17 protein-coding genes are annotated in these 18,492 nt (G+C 58.0%); 12 read left to right on the top strand and 5 right to left on the bottom strand.

Annotated elements, in window-relative coordinates; genetic code table 11:
* Position 1 precedes the first annotated feature (1 nt).
* The 4 genes from ASF13_RS06750 to proY all read left to right on the top strand — a co-directional run bounded on the left by ASF13_RS06750 (position 2) and on the right by proY (position 5,493).
* Positions 2 to 925, top strand: coding sequence for a PstS family phosphate ABC transporter substrate-binding protein (locus ASF13_RS06750; RefSeq protein WP_056234013.1), 924 nt, complete (start codon positions 2 to 4; stop codon positions 923 to 925).
* Positions 926 to 1,261: 336 nt separating this feature from the next.
* Entirely contained in the window at positions 1,262 to 2,362 is a 1,101-nt protein-coding gene (locus tag ASF13_RS06755) for a cobalamin-independent methionine synthase II family protein (RefSeq protein ID WP_056233909.1), read from the top strand.
* 403 nt (positions 2,363 to 2,765) lie between these two features.
* Positions 2,766 to 4,088 (top strand): branched-chain amino acid transport system II carrier protein, encoded by a 1,323-nt coding sequence (brnQ, locus tag ASF13_RS06760; RefSeq protein ID WP_056233911.1) that lies wholly within the window; start codon positions 2,766 to 2,768, stop codon positions 4,086 to 4,088.
* 52 nt (positions 4,089 to 4,140) lie between these two features.
* Positions 4,141 to 5,493, top strand: a complete 1,353-nt coding sequence (gene proY, locus ASF13_RS06765; protein WP_056233913.1) for a proline-specific permease ProY — start codon at positions 4,141 to 4,143, stop codon at positions 5,491 to 5,493.
* 60 nt (positions 5,494 to 5,553) lie between these two features.
* On the opposite strand, the gene ASF13_RS06770 is transcribed toward proY, so the two are convergent.
* Positions 5,554 to 6,387: an MBL fold metallo-hydrolase gene (locus ASF13_RS06770; protein WP_056233915.1), complete on the bottom strand. Its 834-nt coding sequence runs from the start codon at positions 6,385 to 6,387 to the stop codon at positions 5,554 to 5,556.
* A gap of 143 nt (positions 6,388 to 6,530) precedes the next feature.
* Between ASF13_RS06770 and ASF13_RS06775 the strand changes: the two genes are divergently transcribed.
* Complete coding sequence (locus ASF13_RS06775; RefSeq protein WP_056233917.1) at positions 6,531 to 7,430, top strand: LysR substrate-binding domain-containing protein; 900 nt, start codon at positions 6,531 to 6,533, stop codon at positions 7,428 to 7,430.
* On the opposite strand, the gene ASF13_RS06780 is transcribed toward ASF13_RS06775, so the two are convergent.
* From ASF13_RS06780 to ASF13_RS06790, 3 genes are all read right to left on the bottom strand, one after another.
* Positions 7,411 to 8,694, bottom strand: coding sequence for a histidine-type phosphatase (locus tag ASF13_RS06780; RefSeq protein ID WP_056233919.1), 1,284 nt, complete (start codon positions 8,692 to 8,694; stop codon positions 7,411 to 7,413). The two genes, ASF13_RS06775 and ASF13_RS06780, sit on opposite strands and share 20 nt — an antisense overlap.
* Positions 8,695 to 9,085: 391 nt before the next feature.
* On the bottom strand, positions 9,086 to 9,688 hold the full coding sequence (locus ASF13_RS06785) for a peroxiredoxin C (protein ID WP_056233921.1): 603 nt from the start codon (positions 9,686 to 9,688) through the stop codon (positions 9,086 to 9,088).
* Between the two features lie 197 nt (positions 9,689 to 9,885).
* Positions 9,886 to 10,467 (bottom strand): ACP phosphodiesterase, encoded by a 582-nt coding sequence (locus ASF13_RS06790; RefSeq protein WP_056233924.1) that lies wholly within the window; start codon positions 10,465 to 10,467, stop codon positions 9,886 to 9,888.
* 84 nt (positions 10,468 to 10,551) lie between these two features.
* Between ASF13_RS06790 and queA the strand changes: the two genes are divergently transcribed.
* The 5 genes from queA to secF all read left to right on the top strand — a co-directional run bounded on the left by queA (position 10,552) and on the right by secF (position 16,059).
* Positions 10,552 to 11,631: a tRNA preQ1(34) S-adenosylmethionine ribosyltransferase-isomerase QueA gene (gene queA, locus ASF13_RS06795; protein WP_056233927.1), complete on the top strand. Its 1,080-nt coding sequence runs from the start codon at positions 10,552 to 10,554 to the stop codon at positions 11,629 to 11,631.
* Between the two features lie 95 nt (positions 11,632 to 11,726).
* On the top strand, positions 11,727 to 12,857 hold the full coding sequence (gene tgt / locus ASF13_RS06800; RefSeq protein ID WP_056233929.1) for a tRNA guanosine(34) transglycosylase Tgt: 1,131 nt from the start codon (positions 11,727 to 11,729) through the stop codon (positions 12,855 to 12,857).
* Between the two features lie 17 nt (positions 12,858 to 12,874).
* Entirely contained in the window at positions 12,875 to 13,204 is a 330-nt protein-coding gene (yajC, locus tag ASF13_RS06805; protein WP_056233931.1) for a preprotein translocase subunit YajC, read from the top strand.
* Between the two features lie 28 nt (positions 13,205 to 13,232).
* A complete protein-coding gene (secD, locus tag ASF13_RS06810) occupies positions 13,233 to 15,080 on the top strand; it encodes a protein translocase subunit SecD (protein ID WP_072166316.1) in 1,848 nt (615 codons plus the stop codon).
* A gap of 10 nt (positions 15,081 to 15,090) precedes the next feature.
* Positions 15,091 to 16,059 carry a protein translocase subunit SecF gene (gene secF / locus ASF13_RS06815; protein ID WP_056233937.1) on the top strand — a complete coding sequence of 323 codons (969 nt, stop codon included), beginning with the start codon at positions 15,091 to 15,093 and terminating at the stop codon, positions 16,057 to 16,059.
* 89 nt (positions 16,060 to 16,148) lie between these two features.
* Here secF and ASF13_RS06820 read toward each other — a convergent pair whose 3' ends face one another.
* Positions 16,149 to 16,718 (bottom strand): DUF3251 domain-containing protein, encoded by a 570-nt coding sequence (locus ASF13_RS06820; protein WP_056233939.1) that lies wholly within the window; start codon positions 16,716 to 16,718, stop codon positions 16,149 to 16,151.
* 189 nt (positions 16,719 to 16,907) lie between these two features.
* Here ASF13_RS06820 and nrdR point away from each other — a divergent pair, with 189 nt between their 5' ends.
* Together nrdR and ribD are read left to right on the top strand one after the other, a co-directional pair.
* Entirely contained in the window at positions 16,908 to 17,357 is a 450-nt protein-coding gene (gene nrdR / locus ASF13_RS06825) for a transcriptional regulator NrdR (protein WP_056233942.1), read from the top strand.
* A 4-nt stretch (positions 17,358 to 17,361) separates the two neighbouring features.
* The gene (gene ribD, locus ASF13_RS06830) at positions 17,362 to 18,471 is read left to right on the top strand and encodes a bifunctional diaminohydroxyphosphoribosylaminopyrimidine deaminase/5-amino-6-(5-phosphoribosylamino)uracil reductase RibD (protein ID WP_056233944.1); all 1,110 of its coding nucleotides are present in this window, start codon (positions 17,362 to 17,364) and stop codon (positions 18,469 to 18,471) included.
* Positions 18,472 to 18,492: the final 21 nt, after the last annotated feature.

Consider the following 18,492-nt stretch of genomic DNA (forward strand, 5'->3'; position numbering starts at 1 on the left):
GATGAAAACGCTGTTTGCACTACTGATGTTATTGTTCACTCCGCTGACGCCGGCGCGCGAGGGGATGCTGGCCGGTAACCTGACCAGCGTAGGGTCAGACACCCTCGGTAACCTGATGGCCGTCTGGGGGGAAAGCTTCAGCCGTCAGTACCCGGGGATTAACGTGCAGATCCAGGCGGCGGGCTCGTCCACCGCGCCCACCGCGCTGGCGGCCGGGGCGGCGCAGCTGGGGGCGATGAGCCGCCCGATGCAGACCGCCGAGCGCCAGCTGTTTGAAGACAGCTACGGCTACCTGCCGCTGGCCGTGCCGGTGGCGCTGGACGCACTGGTGGTGGTGGTGAACCAGGACAATCCGCTGCCGGGGCTGAACGTTGAGCAGCTGGACGCGATCTTCTCCGTGACCCGCAACTGCGGTTCACCCACCTCGCCAGCCCGCTGGGGAGATCTGCAGCTGACGCAGCCGGGGTGGGCCGCGCGCAGCCTGCAGCGCTTTGGTCGTAACTCGGCTTCGGGCACCTGGGGATTCTTTAAACAGCAGGCGCTGTGTAACGGTGATTTCCGCAACGACGTCGGTGAATATCCGGGATCTGCGGCAGTGGTGCAGGCGGTTGCCGGCACGCTGAACGGCATTGGTTACGCCAGCGCCGGTTTTCATATCAGCGGGGTGAAAACGGTGCCGGTGGCACGCAGCGGCAGCGACTGGATTGCGCCGACCTCTGACAATATCCGCAGCGGCCGTTATCCTTACGCGCGCCCACTCTACATCTACGTTAACAAACGGCCCGGCAAGCCGCTGGAACCGCTGACCGCCACCTTCCTGCGGCTGGCGCTGTCTGCCGAAGGGCAGGCGCAGGTCAGCCAGTCCGGTTATCTGCCCCTCTCCGAAGCCCAGCGGCGGCAGGCGCTGGCGCTGCTGGAACCCTGAACTCTCTGACGGCAAACGGTCTGCAGACCGTAGCCGGTTTCATACTCCTCTTCATCCTCTTTACAGCAGGGCGGCACGCTGCGCCGGGCTGATTTATTTGCCACTGGCTAAGGTCAATACAGAAAAGGGTGCACGCCTCTGAGCATCCTGCGCCTTTTGGTCAGTCGGCCCTGTAACATGAATTTTTTTCAATTATGGTGAATTTTCCTCGTTTGCGGCGATGACCTTCTCATGACACTCTTAACAGCAGATATATAGACATCCAGACGTCCATAGTTAACGCAGTGTAACTATACCGCCGCTAAATTACGCGCCCGGTAGCAAGGAGAAAATTCTATGAGCACCTTCACCCCGTACCGCGCCGAAGTCGTCGGCAGCTATCTGCGTCCTGCTGCAATCAAACAGGCGCGCAAGCAGTTTGAAGCCGGCGTGATTGACGCCGCCGAACTGCGCCGCGTGGAAGACCAGGAGATCCGCAAGGTGGTGGCAAAGCAGCGCGAATGCGGTCTGCAGGTGGTGACCGACGGTGAATTCCGCCGTGCCTGGTGGCACTTTGATTTCTTCGACGGCCTGGACGGCGTGGAGCGCTATGAAGCTGAGCAGGGCATTCAGTTCAACGGCGTGCAGACCAAAGCCCGTGGCGTTAAAGTCACCGGCAGGCTGGGTTTCAGCAACCATCCAATGCTGGAAGATTTCCGCTTCCTGCAGAGCATCAGCGGTGATGCTGTGGCGAAAATGACTATCCCAAGTCCGAGCGTGCTGCACTTCCGCGGTGGTCGTAAGGTGATTGATGAGACGGTCTATCCCGATCTGGACGTCTATTTTGACGACCTGGCGCAAACGTATCGGGACGCGATCAAAGCGTTTTATGACGCAGGCTGTCGCTATCTGCAGCTGGATGATACCGTCTGGGCCTACCTGTGCTCAGACGATCAGAAACGCCAGATCCGCGAGCGCGGTGACGACCCGCAGCAGCTGGCTGAGACCTATGCCCGGGTACTGAACAAGGCGCTGGAAGGCAAACCGGACGATCTGATTATTGGTCTGCACGTTTGCCGCGGTAATTTCCGCTCGACCTGGATCTCTGAAGGCGGCTATGAGCCGGTAGCTGAACTGCTGTTTGGCGGCGTGAACATCGACGCCTTCTTCCTTGAGTACGATAATGAGCGCGCCGGTGGTTTTGAGCCGCTGCGCTTCATCAAACCGGGCAGGCAGCAGGTGGTGCTGGGGCTGATTACCACCAAAACTGGCGAGCTGGAAGCCGTGGAATCGGTGGAAAAACGCATCGCTGAAGCGGCGAAGTACGTCAGTCTCGACCAGATTTGCCTCAGCCCGCAGTGCGGCTTTGCCTCTACCGAAGAGGGCAATAGTCTGACGGAAGAGCAGCAGTGGGCCAAGCTGCAGCGGGTGGTCGAAGTGGCGCAACGCGTCTGGTAACCACTGCACCGTTTTGTGTACAGGGCGCGGTTTTCCGCGCCTTTTGTGCATATGTAGGGTAAATGGTGCGGAAATTAACCCCGCTACGGTTGAAAAAAATACAAATCATGTAACGTGTTCTTTGCATAAGTTACGGTTATTCACCAGGTATGCGGTTTTTTGCGCTATATCCTTCTGCTTTTTAGATCCCGTCTTGCCTTTCTCCGCTATAAACGTTCTACTTAGCCCCGTTTTTTCGTTATCCCCCTGCATATTGAGAATAAAAACCTCAAATTCGCTGCCAGTTAGCGCTCAGTAAAGTGTATTACACTGCATTGAACTGATTTGGCGACGTTTTTAGAGAAAACAGGGCGATATAACTGACATCACGATCTTTAACACCAGTACAGGCAGCACGCTTCTTATGACGCATCGTTTAACATCTAAAGATATTCTGGCTCTGGGCTTTATGACCTTTGCCCTGTTTGTCGGGGCCGGAAACATCATTTTCCCGCCGATGGTTGGCATTCAGTCCGGTGAACACGTCTGGACGGCAGCGATCGGCTTTCTGATCACCGCCGTTGGCCTGCCGGTCATTACCGTTATTGCGCTGGCGCGCGTGGGCGGCGGCATCGATGCCCTCAGCTCACCGATCGGCAAGGCTGCAGGCCTGGTACTGGCTACCGTCTGCTACCTGGCCGTTGGCCCGCTGTTTGCCACGCCGCGCACCGCCACCGTTTCATTTGAAATGGGCATTGCGCCGCTGACCGGCGACGGTGCTATGCCGCTGTTTATCTACAGTCTGATCTATTTTGTGCTGGTGATCGGCATTTCGCTCTATCCGGGCAAACTGCTGGATACCGTGGGCCACGTGCTGGCACCGCTAAAAATCATTGCGCTGGCGGTGCTGGGCGTAGCGGCGCTGCTGTGGCCAGCCGGTGGCCTTGCGCCGGCAAACGCGGATTATCAGCGTGCGGCCTTCTCCAGCGGCTTTGTTAACGGCTATCTGACCATGGATACGCTGGGCGCGCTGGTGTTCGGTATCGTTATCGTTAACGCTGCCCGTTCGCGCGGCATCAGCGAAGCGAAACTGCTCACCCGATATACGGTGATCGCCGGTCTGATCGCCGGTATCGGCCTGACGCTGGTCTATCTTGCCCTGTTTAAGCTGGGTTCTGACAGCGCATCAATCGTTGATCAGACCGCTAACGGTGCGGCGATCCTGCACGCGTACGTCCAGCATACCTTTGGCGGGATGGGCAGCTTCTTCCTCGCTGCGTTGATCTTTGTTGCCTGCATGGTGACCGCCGTCGGCCTGACCTGCGCCTGCGCTGAATTTTTTGAGCATCTTTTACCACTTACCTATCGTCAGCTGGTCTTTATTCTAGGCCTGTTCTCTATGGTGGTGTCCAACCTCGGGCTCAGTCATTTAATCCAGTTTTCCATTCCGGTATTAACCGCGATTTACCCGCCGTGCATCGTGCTGGTGCTGTTAAGCTTTACCCTGAATTGGTGGAAGAAAAGCGTGCGGATTATCGCACCAACCATGCTGGTAAGCCTGCTGTTCGGTATTGTTGATGCGATTAAAACAACGGCATTTAAAGAGCTGCTGCCTGCCTTCGCCCAAAATCTGCCGCTGGCCGATCAGGGTCTGGCCTGGCTGCCGCCTTCTCTGGCGATGTTGGTGCTGGTGGCGATTTACGATCGTCTGTCAGCCCGCCAGTCCGTTACCGCACATCAGCAATAGCGTGTAATTTTCCCCCTTGCCCCCAACGGTTAAGGGGGCAGACAGGTGGAAGATGAAAAATACCAATCTCAAGCAAGGACTGAGTAACCGGCACATTCGCTTTATTGCGCTGGGCTCGGCAATCGGCACCGGGCTGTTCTACGGCTCTGCCGATGCCATTAAGATGGCCGGCCCCAGCGTGCTGCTGGCCTACATCGTGGGCGGCGCGGTGGCGTATCTTATTATGCGGGCCCTTGGCGAAATGTCGGTGAATAACCCGCAGTCCAGCTCCTTCTCGCGTTATGCCAACGATTATCTGGGGCCACTGGCCGGTTATATCACCGGCTGGACCTACTGCTTCGAAATCCTGATTGTCGCCATTGCTGACGTTACCGCGTTCGGTATCTATATGGGGTTCTGGTTCCCGGATGTACCGCAGTGGATCTGGGTATTGAGCGTGGTGCTGGTTATCGGAGCCCTTAATCTGGCGACGGTAAAACTGTTTGGCGAAATGGAGTTCTGGCTGTCGCTGTTCAAGGTCGTTACCATTATTCTGATGATTTTAGCCGGGCTCGGCATCATTATCTGGGGCATTGGTAACGGCGGCCAGCCTACCGGCATCAGTAACCTGTGGAGTAACGGTGGCTTCTTCCCTAACGGCTGGATCGGGACGCTGCTGTCGCTGCAGGTGGTGATGTTTGCCTTTGGCGGTATTGAAATTATCGGCATCACCGCCGGTGAGGCAAAGAACCCGGAAATTTCTATTCCCAACGCGGTCAATACCGTGCCGTTGCGTATTCTGGTGTTCTATGTCGGTACGCTGTTTGTGATCATGTCGATTTACCCGTGGAATCTGGTTGGCACCACGGGCAGCCCGTTTGTGCTGACTTTCCAGCATATGGGTATTGCGGGGGCCGCGGCAATCCTCAACTTTGTGGTGATTACCGCATCGCTGTCGGCGATTAACGGCGATGTATTTGGCGTTGGCCGCATGCTGCACGGCATGGCCGGGCAGCGCCAGGCACCGCAGGCCTTTACCCGCGTAACCCGCAACGGGGCGCCGTGGCTAACCGTGCTGACGATGATGGCAGCGATGCTGGTTGCGGTGGGGCTTAATTATCTGATGCCGCAAAAAGTCTTTCTGGCTATCGCTTCACTGGCGACCTTTGCGACCGTATGGGTGTGGATTATGATCCTGTTTTCCCAGATCGGTTTCCGCCGCTCGCTGAACGCAGAACAGCGTAAGGCGCTGAAATTTGCCCTGCCGGGCGGTACCCCTATAGCCGTGGTGGGGATCCTGTTCCTTGCGTTGATTATCGGGCTGATTGGTTACTTCCCGGATACCCGCATATCACTCTATGTCGGTATTGTGTGGATAGCGTTGCTGGTGCTGAGCTGGCAGTGGGTGAAGCGCCGTACGGCGTAATCTGTCGTTAACGCTGAACAATGCGGCGCGAAGCGGGTGAAACCGGTTCGCGCCGTTTTTTTATGATGACATTCTCCAGCGGTTGCCCCTGCGCTCAATGCGGGTGAATCCGCGCTCATCAAGATGCATCCCGGCAATTAGCAGCTGTTCGGAACAGGCCTGGTCTAACAGTTTCAGGCGAGTTTCAGCGGCGAGCTGTGGATCCAGATCAAACGCGATTGAGACCGCCGGATGCGCGATCTGAACGGAAGGAAAGTGGACGATATCCCCCCAGACCAACAGACTTTCATTACCCGACTCAATACGATAGCCGGAATGCCCGGCAGTATGTCCCGGCAGGGGGATGCCGCTAATGCCGGGGAGAACCTCATTAGCGTTAAAGGTGCGCGTTCGCTGACGATAGCGGTCGAACACCTTACGCGCGAAAAGGAAGTTGCCGCGCGCCCGCTGGCTGGCCCGGCTCAGGTTGGCGTCATCCTGCCAGAAAGTGACCTCACGTTGCTGTATCACCAGTTCAGCGCCGGGAAACGCCGCTTCACCTGAGGCATTCAAAAGCCCACCGATATGGTCAGGATGGGCGTGGGTGAGCAAAATAGTGTCAATCTCCGCGGGTTGTACGCCAGCACGTGCAAGATTAACCTGGAGATTGCCCCCCCACTGATTAATCCCTCCTGCACCGGCATCTATCAGCACCGTGCGGCCACGGCCGCGCAAAAGATAGCAGTTGATATGCACGGCAGAGGGATCGCTGATGCCGGCTTGCTGCTGCAAGGCTGCTGCATCCTGGCAAGTGATACCCGAAAGCAGATCCAGACTGGCGGAAAGGTAGCCGTCGCTGATGGCAACAACGGAATAGTCGCCACTCTGCATGCCGGGTGGTGTCATTAAGGTCATTGGGAGGTTCCTGATTAGAAGAGATGGCGCGACGGGTAGGTAGCGTGATGTTCTGTAAGGTTAACGCTTTGAAATCAGCCCGGTAAGCGATATTTTGACAGGCATTCATGACAAAAAATCAAGGTGTGACAGGTCAGCCCTTTATGCGCAGAAAAGTTCCCAGCAACAGCTCGCTTATTGCCTTCGAAGCGGCGGCGCGACACGGCAGCTTTGCGCGTGCCGCCAGCGAGCTTTCTCTTACGGAAGGCGCGATCAGCCGGCAGATTTCCCGGCTGGAAAAATTTCTCGGGGTAGCGCTGTTTGACAGAACCGGCAATCGCGTGCGGCTGCTACCCGGAAGTGAACGCTACGCCGCGCAGGTGCGCGAACTGTTGGACCGTCTGGAGCGTGACAGCCGGTACCTGATGGGACAGCCCGGTGACAGCGCCAGCCTGGAGATCGCCGTGACCCCGACGTTTGCGATGAAGTGGCTGATTCCGCGTCTGCCAGACTTTCGGCAGGCGTATCCGCAAATTACTGTGCATCTTGCTGAACGCATGGCCCCCTTTGTGCTGGCCGAGAGCGGATTTGACGCAGCCATTCATTTTGCGCATCCGGCCTGGACGGGAATGGTCAGCTGCCCGCTGATCCATGAGGTGCTGATTCCGGTCTGCCACCCGCAACTGCTGGTGGCTGGCAGCGAAAGTCAGGAGCTTGATCGACTACCACGCCTGCACCGGCGACAGAATCCTGATGCCTGGCAACACTACGCGCGGGAGACCGGCATCCCGCTGAGCCATCCCGCCATCGGAGCCCGCTTCGATCTGCACGCCATGCTGATCGAAGCCGCGCTGGCCGGGCTGGGTGTGGCGCTGGTGCCGCGGCTGTACGTGGAAAACGAGCTGGCTGCGGGGACGCTGGTCGCCCCCTGGCCTGCGGCAAGCTCAGTCGCTAAAACGTTCAGTCTGATCCTGCCGCAGGCCATTGAACTCAGCAGTGAACCGCTTAAGGCATTTGCGCAGTGGCTGCTGAACCAACAGGGGATTATTCCGACCGGTAGCTGACCGTTGTCAGTGCGCTGCGGTCAATGCTGCGGTTAATCATCTTCTGCATGCTCTGATAAGGACACAACACGCCGACATCGGTCACCCGGCAGTCCTGCGCTGTAAACTCTTTCCGGACCAGCGCCTGCGGACCGTTAAGCGGGATGAGGTTGCGGATCTGGTCGAGGGTTTGCGCCTGGAAGTAGAGGCGGATAAAGCGCTGGCCGCTCTTGCCGTCGCGCCAGCGTTCGAAGACCAGACTGCCGGCTGGCGGGATATTACCGCGCGGATAGTTGGCCAGCTGCCAGCTGAAACCGAGCATGGTGCGCAGCCAGGAGATGTTGGTGTCGTGTGCCACATAGAGCAGCCAGTGTACATCCGGCGGGGCATCCTGCTGTGGGGTAACGCCCTGCGCCAGCGCTTTGGCGATCTGATCCATCAGCACCGAGCCGTTACGCCGGGCGATATAGGGGACATCGCTGGTGTAGTCATATTTGGCAGTCAGCAACGGCATCAGGCGGGCAACCTCATCAGCTGAGTGTACATGGCCAAATGCCACCTGTTCAGCCGGAATATTTTCACTCCAGGCCAGGCGGAAGGTCTCTGCCATATTTGACAAGGTAGAGAGTCCTTTAACGTCAAAGCGACCATCCTTGCCCTGTTTAATGGACCAGGGCTGGTCAAACACCGGGCAGGGAGTGCCGGGCAGGCAGACCGCCGCCTTCATGCGGGCGATATCTGCGGTGGCGCGCTGTTGTGCCTGTTCGACGCTGCCGCCCATTGCTGCGTTGATGCCGGCCAGCGCTTTGGCGCTGTCCAGCGGTGCCAGGCCCATCTTATCGATCTGAAACAGCGGATCGCTGTCGCCCGCCACGCTGTGCACCGCCACCCCGCAGCCGGGGAAGGCCCCGTCGGTCAGCGCTTTCGCGGTGGCGCGGGTGCGCTGCATCGGGCTGGCCCAGACAAACAGCGTACCGGGCTGCGGGCAGCCCGCTGTCAGCAATCCGGCCTGTCGCCAGCCCGCCGCTTCATACTGCCCCTTCAGCGCCGCTGCCGCATAGCCGTGGCCGGTCAACTCGCCATCGGCGGTAAGCCACCCCGGCCAGCGGCGATCGCTGCCGGCCTCCATCGCTTTGGTGTTGTCAGGCGTTGGCGGACGCACGCCGTGGCGGCTGATCTCCACCACTTTTTCCAGCACGTAGTCACCCGCCAGAGCAGCGTGGCTGGCGAGGCCGGTTGCCGCGATTATCATCAGGCGCGGCCAGAATTTGTGTCGGGTTATCATATGTTTTTTCCTTGCAGATGAAGGCAGGATGCTCCTGCCAGCGATGCACAGGCGTAAACCGGGTTTAACTGCCGCCTGTCGGGCAAAGGGGAGCGCCTGTTTGCACACGTGTGCAATTAGTGCTCCAAAAAATCCCTGACCAGCAGGGGTATGCGAATGATGATGAATCAGTGAATAACTTTCCGTGAGCATGACCACAAATTGTGCAATGAACGCGAACGAGAATGGCGTGTACAGGTCAGCAGGCAGGCACGTAATACGCAGGCAGATGACCGGATCAGCACGTTAAGGGCACCGGCAAACGGACAGGCGAAAAAGAGGAACGACAAAAGGCACCGCGGACAATCAGGCAAAAAAAAACCGCCGTAGCGGTTTTTTTAACGCGTTGAGATTACAGCTTAGCGGCGTTCTCAGACAGGTATTTAGCCACGCCTTCCGGCGATGCGCCCATACCTTCTTTGCCTTTTTCCCACTGAGCCGGGCACACTTCGCCGTGCTCTTCGTGGAACTGCAGCGCGTCAACCATACGCAGCATTTCGTCAACGTTACGGCCCAGCGGCAGATCGTTAACCACCTGGTGGCGAACCACACCGGCTTTGTCGATCAGGAACGAACCGCGCAGCGCAACGCCTGCATCCGGATGTTCGATACCGTAAGCTTTCTGGATTTCGCGTTTGATGTCGGCCACCATCGCATACTGCACTTCGCCGATGCCGCCTTTATCAACCGGGGTTTTACGCCACGCGTTGTGTACGAATTCGGAGTCGAATGAGACGCCAACCACTTCCACGCCACGCTTCTGGAATTCAGCATAACGCTTGTCGAACGCGATCAGCTCAGAAGGGCAGACGAAGGTGAAGTCCATTGGCCAAAAGAACACAACGGTGGCTTTACCAGCGGTGTGTTTTTTAAAGTTGAAGTTTTCAACGATTTCACCGTTGCCCAGTACGGCAGCGGCAGTAAAATCAGGGGCTGGGCGAGTTACCAGGACCATGTTCACTCCTGTAAAAGGTTAGTGGATAGTAAATGTGACAAGACGCGTGAAGTATACGGGTAACATCCTGCCGGGAACCAGCGTAATCCGCCGATTGATCGTATAGGCTGTGCCTATCAAAAGGCGAGTTATTAAAAAGCAGTTTTATAAAATAACCTTTTTAAGAAAAAGGGCAAGCGCCAAAGCTGCGCTTCTTCTCACAGCGTGCCGTCGGCGGCCTGGCGCATCATTCGTGGGTAGAGCTGCCAGAAAAGCGCCTCAAGCTGATGATAATGCTCGGCGAAATCCTGATAGCTCTCCGCCAGCGCCGCCAGCCGCGGTCGACGGCTGGCCATACCCTGCAGCACCTTTTGCAAATACCCGGCGTCAGCGTAGCGCTCCATCCAGCGATCCTGCCACAGGTAATGGTTAAGCTGCTGAAAACGCTCGGGAGTATTGGCCAGATCGGGCGTGATAGTGCGCTGCGCGTCGGCGAGGAAATCGGGCAACGCCACCTCAGGTACCAGCTTATCCCAGTGATGTGACAGGAAATGGTCCCACACCACGTCAAGGGTAATCGGTGAGACGCGGCGGGTTTCGGCGCGGAACCACCCCCGCGCCTCGCGCACCTCCGGCAGCGAATCGGTCAGCGCGTCGATGCGGCGGTGCAGGGCGATACCGTCGGCAACATCGGTCGACCACTGCGTATAAGGATTGCCGCGCACATAGTCAGCCATGATATTGCCGAGCAGCGAGCTGTTGGCCAGCGATGCCAGATGAAGGTGGGCTAAATAGTTCATCCGCTTACTATATCCCATTTCTTTGGGTTTTCAGTCGGATTTCAGCTAGAATATGCGCCCTGATTTCCCTGACTGTGACTGACCATGCGCGTTGCCGATTTTGCTTTTGAGTTACCTGAATCCCTGATTGCCCACTACCCACAGGCGCAGCGCAGCGGCTGCCGTTTACTGTCGCTGAACGGTGAAGATGGCGCGCTGCAGCACGGTGTATTTACGGACCTTCTGGACAAGCTCAATCCCGGCGACCTGCTGGTGTTTAACAACACGCGGGTGATCCCGGCGCGTATTTTTGGCCGCAAGGCCAGCGGCGGAAAAATTGAAGTGCTGGTCGAGCGCATGCTGGATGATAAGCGCGTGCTGGCGCACGTGCGCTCCTCTAAAGCGCCGAAGCCGGGCAGCGAACTGCTGCTGGGAGAAGATGAAAGCGTGCAGGCCACCATGACCGCCCGCCACGACGCGCTGTTTGAAATCGAATTTAACGATAATCGCCCGGTGCTGGATATCCTTAATGCCATCGGCCATATGCCGCTGCCGCCGTATATCGACCGCCCGGATGAAGACGCCGACCGCGAACTCTATCAGACCGTTTACAGTCAGAAGCCGGGTGCGGTCGCCGCGCCGACGGCCGGCCTGCATTTCGATGAGCCGCTGCTGGCTGCACTGCGCGAAAAGGGCGTGGAGAGCGCCTTTGTTACTCTGCACGTCGGCGCGGGTACCTTCCAGCCGGTGCGGGTGGACAGCATTGAAGACCATATCATGCACGCCGAATATGCCGAGGTTCCTCAGGACGTGGTTGACGCCGTGCTGGCCTGTAAAGCGCGCGGCAACCGGGTGATCGCCGTCGGCACCACCTCGGTACGTTCGCTGGAGAGCGCGGCGCAGGCGGCGGGCGATGCGCTGATTGCGCCGTTCTTCGGCGACACCAAAATCTTTATCTACCCGGGCTATCACTATCAGGTGATTGACGTGCTGGTGACTAACTTCCACCTGCCTGAGTCAACGCTGATTATGCTGGTTTCCGCGTTTGCCGGTTACCGTAACACCATGCACGCCTATCGGCAGGCAGTCGCCGAACAGTACCGTTTCTTCAGCTACGGTGACGCGATGTTTATCACCCGCAACGAGCGGGCGTTTAGCGAAATCCCCGGTCAGCCCATTTCCTGAGAGCCGGGCGCTGGCCCGGTTCTGATTCCACCGGTGTGAACCCCGATTCGCGCCGGTTAACTTAATCATCAGATTGTTTCTCTGATGGAGGCAACATGAAGTTTGAACTAGACACTACCGACGGCCGCGCGCGCCGTGGCCGCCTGGTCTTTGACCGTGGCGTGGTTGAAACCCCGGCCTTTATGCCGGTGGGCACCTACGGCACCGTCAAAGGTATGACCCCGGAAGAAGTGCAGGAGACCGGCGCACAGATCATCCTCGGCAACACCTTCCACCTGTGGCTGCGCCCGGGCCAGGAGATCATGAAGTTGCACGGCGATCTGCACGATTTTATGCAGTGGAAAGGGCCAATCCTCACCGATTCCGGCGGCTTCCAGGTGTTCAGCCTCGGCGATATTCGTAAAATTACCGAAAAGGGCGTGCACTTCCGCAATCCGATCAACGGTGATGCGATCTTCCTCGACCCGGAAAAATCGATGGAGATCCAGTTCGATCTCGGCTCTGACATCGTGATGATCTTTGACGAATGTACCCCGTACCCGGCCGACTGGGATTATGCCAAGCGCTCGATGGAGATGTCGTTACGCTGGGCGCAGCGCAGCCGCGACCGTCACGACTCGCTGGGGAATAAAAACGCCTTATTTGGCATTATTCAGGGTAGTGTTTACGAAGATTTACGAGATGTCTCGGTGAAAGGGCTGGTGGACATCGGCTTTGATGGGTACGCTGTTGGCGGCCTGGCAGTGGGTGAGCCGAAGGACGATATGCACCGGATCCTTGAGCATGTCTGCCCGCAGCTGCCGCAGGACAAGCCGCGTTACCTGATGGGCGTGGGCAAGCCGGAAGATCTGGTTGAAGGCGTGCGTCGCGGTATCGATATGTTTGACTGTGTGATGCCAACCCGCAACGCGCGTAACGGTCACCTGTTTGTGACCGATGGCGTGGTTAAAATCCGCAACGCCAAACACAAAGACGACACGTCCCCGCTGGATGCCGAGTGTGACTGTTACACTTGTCGCAATTACAGCCGTGCTTATCTTTACCATCTTGACCGCTGTAACGAAATTCTGGGTGCGCGTCTTAACACCATCCACAATCTGCGTTATTACCAGCGTTTAATGGCGGGTTTACGTCAGGCCATTGAAGAGGGTAAATTAGAGCACTTTGTTACCGAATTCTACCAACGGACGGGCAAGGCGGTTCCGCCATTAACGTCTGATAATTAAACAATGAGGGAAATTTAATGAGCTTGTTCATTTCTGATGCCGTGGCTGCTGCAGCTCCATCTCAGGGAAGTCCGTATTCTCTGGTGATTATGCTGGTCGTATTTGGTCTGATTTTCTACTTCATGATCCTGCGCCCTCAGCAAAAGCGTGCGAAAGAGCACAAAAAACTGATGGACTCTATCTCCAAGGGTGATGAAGTGCTGACCACCGGTGGCCTGGTCGGCCGTGTAACGAAAGTTGCTGAAACCGGTTATGTTGCTATCGCGCTGAACGAGACCACTGAAGTTGTGGTCAAACGTGACTTCGTAGCTGCCGTTCTGCCGAAAGGTTCGATGAAGGCGCTGTAATTTTACCGTTTTCCCTAAGGGAACTGCCGTGTTAAACCGTTATCCTTTGTGGAAGTACATCATGCTGGTCGTCGTATTACTCGTCGGCCTGCTGTATGCGCTGCCCAACCTTTATGGTGAGGATCCGGCTGTTCAGATCACTGGCGCGCGCGGAAGCGCCGCCAGTGAGCAAACGCTGGGTCAGATTCAGAACGCATTAAAAGAAGACAATATTCAGAGCAAATCTGTCGCTCTGGAGAACGGTGCTATCCTGGCGCGTTTTGCTAACACTGACGTGCAGCTGCGCGCCCGTGAAGCGATTACCAAAGCACTCGGTGAAAACTACGTTGTGGCGCTGAACCTTGCTCCGGCGACGCCAACCTGGCTTACCCTGCTGTCCGCAGAACCGATGAAACTCGGCCTTGATCTGCGTGGCGGCGTGCACTTCCTGATGGAAGTCGATATGGATACCGCTCTGGGCAAGCTCCAGGAGCAGAACATCGACAACCTGCGCAGCGGGCTGCGCGATAAAAACATTCCTTACGTTAACGTGCGCAAGACCGATAACTGGGGTCTGGAAATTCGTTTCCGTGACGCTGACGCGCGTAACCATGCGGTGACTTATCTGACCGGCCTGCATCGCGATATGGTGATTAACAGCAGCGGCAGCAACGCGCTGACGGCGGTGATGACCGATGAACGCCTGCGTGAAGCCCGTGAATATGCGGTTCAGCAGAACATCACCATCCTGCGTAACCGTGTCAACCAGCTGGGCGTGGCTGAACCCTTAGTTCAGCGCCAGGGTGCTGACCGCATTGTGGTTGAACTGCCGGGTATTCAGGACACCGCGCGCGCGAAAGAGATTCTGGGCGCGACGGCCACCCTCGAGTTCCGTCTGGTGAACACCAACGTTGACGCTACTGCGGCGGCGAACGGCCGCGTGCCGGGCGATTCCGAAGTGAAAGATACCCGTGATGGCCAGCCGATTGCGCTGTACAAGCGGGTGATCCTGACCGGTGACCATATTACCGATTCAACCTCCAGCACCGACGAATACGGCCAGCCGCAGGTGAATATCTCGCTGGACAGCGCGGGCGGTAATATCATGTCCAACTTCTCTAAAGATAACGTCGGTAAAGCGATGGCCACGCTGTTTGTTGAATACAAAGACAGCGGGAAGAAAGACGCCACCGGCCGTGCGATCCTTGAGAAGCAGGAAGAGGTGATTAACGTTGCTAACATCCAGTCGCGACTGGGTAACAGCTTCCGTATTACCGGCATTGGCAACCCGAACGAAGCCCGTCAGCTATCGCTGCTGCTGCGTGCCGGTGCGCTGATTGCGCCGATCCAGATTGTTGAAGAGCGTACCATTGGCCCGACCATGGGTGCGCAGAATATCACTCAGGGTCTGGAAGCCTGCCTGTGGGGCCTGCTTGCCTCAATCATCTTTATGGTGCTGTTCTATAAGAAAATGGGCCTGGTAGCGACCAGTGCGCTGATCGCCAACCTGATCCTGATCGTCGGTATCATGTCGCTGCTGCCGGGTGCCACGCTAACCATGCCGGGTATTGCCGGTATCGTGTTGACGCTGGCGGTCGCGGTCGATGCTAACGTACTGATCAACGAACGTATCAAGGAAGAGCTGCGCAACGGACGTTCCGTGCAGCAGGCGATCCATGAGGGTTACAAAGGCGCGTTTTCCAGTATCGTTGATGCCAACGTGACCACGCTGATCAAGGTTATCATCCTGTACGCAGTGGGCACCGGCTCGATTAAAGGCTTTGCCATTACTACCGCTATCGGCATCGGCACCTCGATGTTTACTGCCATTGTCGGTACCCGTGCCATCGTGAACCTGATGTACGGCGGCAAACGCGTTACTAAGTTGTCTATCTGAGGAGTGCGTTGTGGCACAGGAACATAGTGTTGAACAAATGAATCACGGGCGTAAAGTCATCGACTTTATGCGCTGGGATAAGCTGGCGTTCACCATCTCCGCACTGTTGATTATCATCTCTGCGGCGATCATCGGCGTGCGCGGCTTTAACTGGGGTCTGGATTTCACCGGCGGTACGGTGATTGAAATCAACCTGGAGAAAGCCGTCGATCTGGATCTGATGCGTGGCAGCCTGGAGAAAGCGGGCTTCGCAGAACCTCAGGTGCAGAACTTTGGCAGCAGCCGCGATGTGCTGGTGCGGATGTCGCCGCACGAGGGTAATGCGAATGACGGGCTGGGCACGAAAGTGGTGGGCATCATCAACGAGGCCACCCAGCAGAACGCCACCGTGAAGCGTATCGAATTCGTCGGCCCGAGCGTGGGTAGCGACCTGGCAACGGCGGGCGGCATGGCGCTGCTCTCGGCGCTGATCGCTATTCTGATTTACATCGGTTTCCGCTTCGAATGGCGCCTGGCGCTGGGTACGGTGCTGGCGCTGGCGCACGACGTGATCATCACCATGGGTCTGCTCTCGCTGTTCCATATCGAGATTGACCTGACCATCGTCGCCTCGCTGATGTCGGTGATCGGCTACTCGCTGAACGATAAGATCGTGGTGTCAGACCGTATTCGTGAGAACTTCCGTAAAATTCGTCGCGGATCCTCTTACGATATCACCAACGTGTCGCTGACCCAGACGCTGAGCCGTACCATCATCACCTCGGGTACCACCCTGGCGATGGTGCTGATCCTGTTCGTGTTCGGCGGCGCGCTGCTGCAGGGCTTCTCTCTGACCATGCTGATCGGTATCATCATCGGTACCATTTCATCGATTTACGTCTCTTCGGCCCTGGCGCTGAAGCTGGGCATGAAGCGTGAACATATGATCCAGCAGAAAGTAGAGAAAGAGGGCGCAGACCAGCCTTCAATCCTGCCGTGATGCTAACCCGGTAACGAAGAAGGGCCACTCAAGCGAGTGGCCCTTTTTTTGTGACTAATGCGGCAGCCCACTGCGCCGCCGGGTAAGGGTCAGGGCGCGTTGCCGCCCGGTGCGGAATCGGTCAGCAGCACCTGATGCACCCGAACGTAGCCGAGCTGCTGCGGCGTCAGGTTGTTCAGCGGCAGGGGAATGCTGGCTTCGCTACGCGGCAGCAGCGCGGCGTGCACCGCGATTTGTTGCGTCTGGCTGTCCACGGTTAAAGGTTTACCGGTGGTAGCGTCCAGTTCACCCCACTCGACGCTGGCGGTGAAGGCCGGCAGCGGCGCATTACCCTTGCTGTGAATGTGCAGTACCGCCCGACTGCCGCTGGCCGCGGCTTCCACCTGGCCCAGCGACAGCTGCAGCTCACCCGCCTGGCTCTTCAGTATCACGCCGGTGGCGGCGGCCGGCAGCAGCCACGCCCCTTGCGCAGAACCGCCGTTTAACTGACCCTGCTGTTCCAGCGCGGTGGCCTGATCGGTCAGCTGGCGCATTTGCTGGCTGAGTTTACCCACTTCACGGTGCAGTTCGCGCAGCTGCGACGGTGCGGGCTTACTGGCGCAACCGGCCAGGGCCAGCAGCGAGGCGAGAAGCGAGAGCCGCAGATAAGCTGTTGTCATTGTTCATTTCCTTGTGCTGGAGACGTCTGCCTCTATCTTAGAGCAAACCGACGCTAAGCGCCTGTCGGCTAAACTCTTCTTTTCAGCGCCGCCGTGTATAAACAGTGACGGTTTTAGCGGCGCGGCTTTGGCAGAGCGTCGCGATCGCGGTACACTAACGCTTAATTTCCAGCAATCTCAGGACGCGTCATGTATTGCCCATTCTGTTCCGCCGTGGATACTAAAGTGATCGACTCCCGTCTGGTTGGCGAAGGGACGTCGGTACGCCGCCGCCGTCAGTGCCTGGTCTGCCACGAGCGCTTTACCACCTTTGAGGTGGCAGAGCTGGTGATGCCGCGGGTGGTGAAGAGCAATGACGTGCGTGAACCCTTCAACGAGGACAAACTGCGCAGCGGCCTGATGAAAGCGCTGGAGAAGCGGCCGGTCAATTCCGATGCGGTAGAGACGGCGCTCAGCCATATTAAAAGCCAGCTGCGCGCCACCGGGGAACGGGAAGTGGCCAGCAAGCAGATCGGCGGCCTGGTGATGGATGAGCTGAAGAAACTGGATAAGGTCGCCTATATTCGTTTCGCCTCGGTCTACCGCAGCTTTGAAGATATCCGCGAATTTGGCGAAGAGATCGCCCGCTTACAGGATTAACGGCATGCAAGATGAACATTACATGCCGCGGGCGCTGGAACTGGCGCGCCGCGGACGTTTCACCACCACGCCTAACCCCAACGTCGGTTGTGTGATCGTGCGCAATGGCGAGATCGTCGGCGAAGGCTATCATCTGCGCGCCGGGGAACCTCATGCGGAGGTCCACGCGCTGAGAATGGCGGGTGAGAAGGCGCGAGGTGCCATTGCCTATGTAACGCTGGAGCCCTGCAGCCACCACGGGCGCACGCCACCTTGCTGTGATGCGCTGATTGCTGCCGGCGTCAGCCGGGTGGTGGCCGCGATGCAGGATCCAAACCCGCAGGTTGCCGGGCGCGGGCTGTACCGGCTGCAGCAGGCGGGAATTGAGGTCAGCCACGGGCTGATGATGGCAGAGGCCGAAGCGCTGAACCGCGGCTTCCTGAAGCGCATGCGAACCGGTTTTCCGTTTGTGCAGCTGAAGCTGGGGGCGTCGCTCGATGGCCGCACCGCGATGGCCAGCGGCGAAAGTCAGTGGATCACCTCGCCCGAGGCGCGGCGCGACGTGCAGCGCCTGCGCGCGCAGGCATCGGCCATTCTCAGCACCAGCGCCACCGTGCTGGCGGACGATCCGGCGCTGACGGTACGCTACGACGAGCTGGACAGCGCCAGCCGTGCCTGCTATCCGCAGGAACAGCTGCGCCAGCCGCTGCGGATTATCGTCGACAGCCAGAATCGCGTCACGCCGCAGCACCGGCTTATTGCGCAATCCGGCGACGTCTGGCTGGCGCGCGCGCAGAGCGACGCGCAGGCGTGGCCGGATAACGTCACCCAGTTCACCGTGCCGCTGCATCATCAGCGGCTGGACCTGGTGGTGATGATGATGCTGCTGGGTAAACAACAGATTAACAGCCTGTGGGTCGAGGCCGGCGCGCAGTTTGCCGGTGCGCTGCTGCAGGCTGGCGTTGTGGATGAACTTATCGTCTATCTCGCCCCGAAACTGCTGGGTGATGCCGGACGAGGCCTCTGCCAGCTGCCGGGCCTGGCCCATCTGGCCGATGCCCCTGGCTTTGATTTCAGTGACGTGCGCCAGGTGGGGCCGGACCTGCGCCTGACGCTGACGCCGCGTTATGCCTGAGCCACGTGGCTGAGCGGCGCA

This window comes from Erwinia sp. Leaf53, from assembly GCF_001422605.1.
GTDB lineage: Bacteria > Pseudomonadota > Gammaproteobacteria > Enterobacterales > Enterobacteriaceae > Erwinia.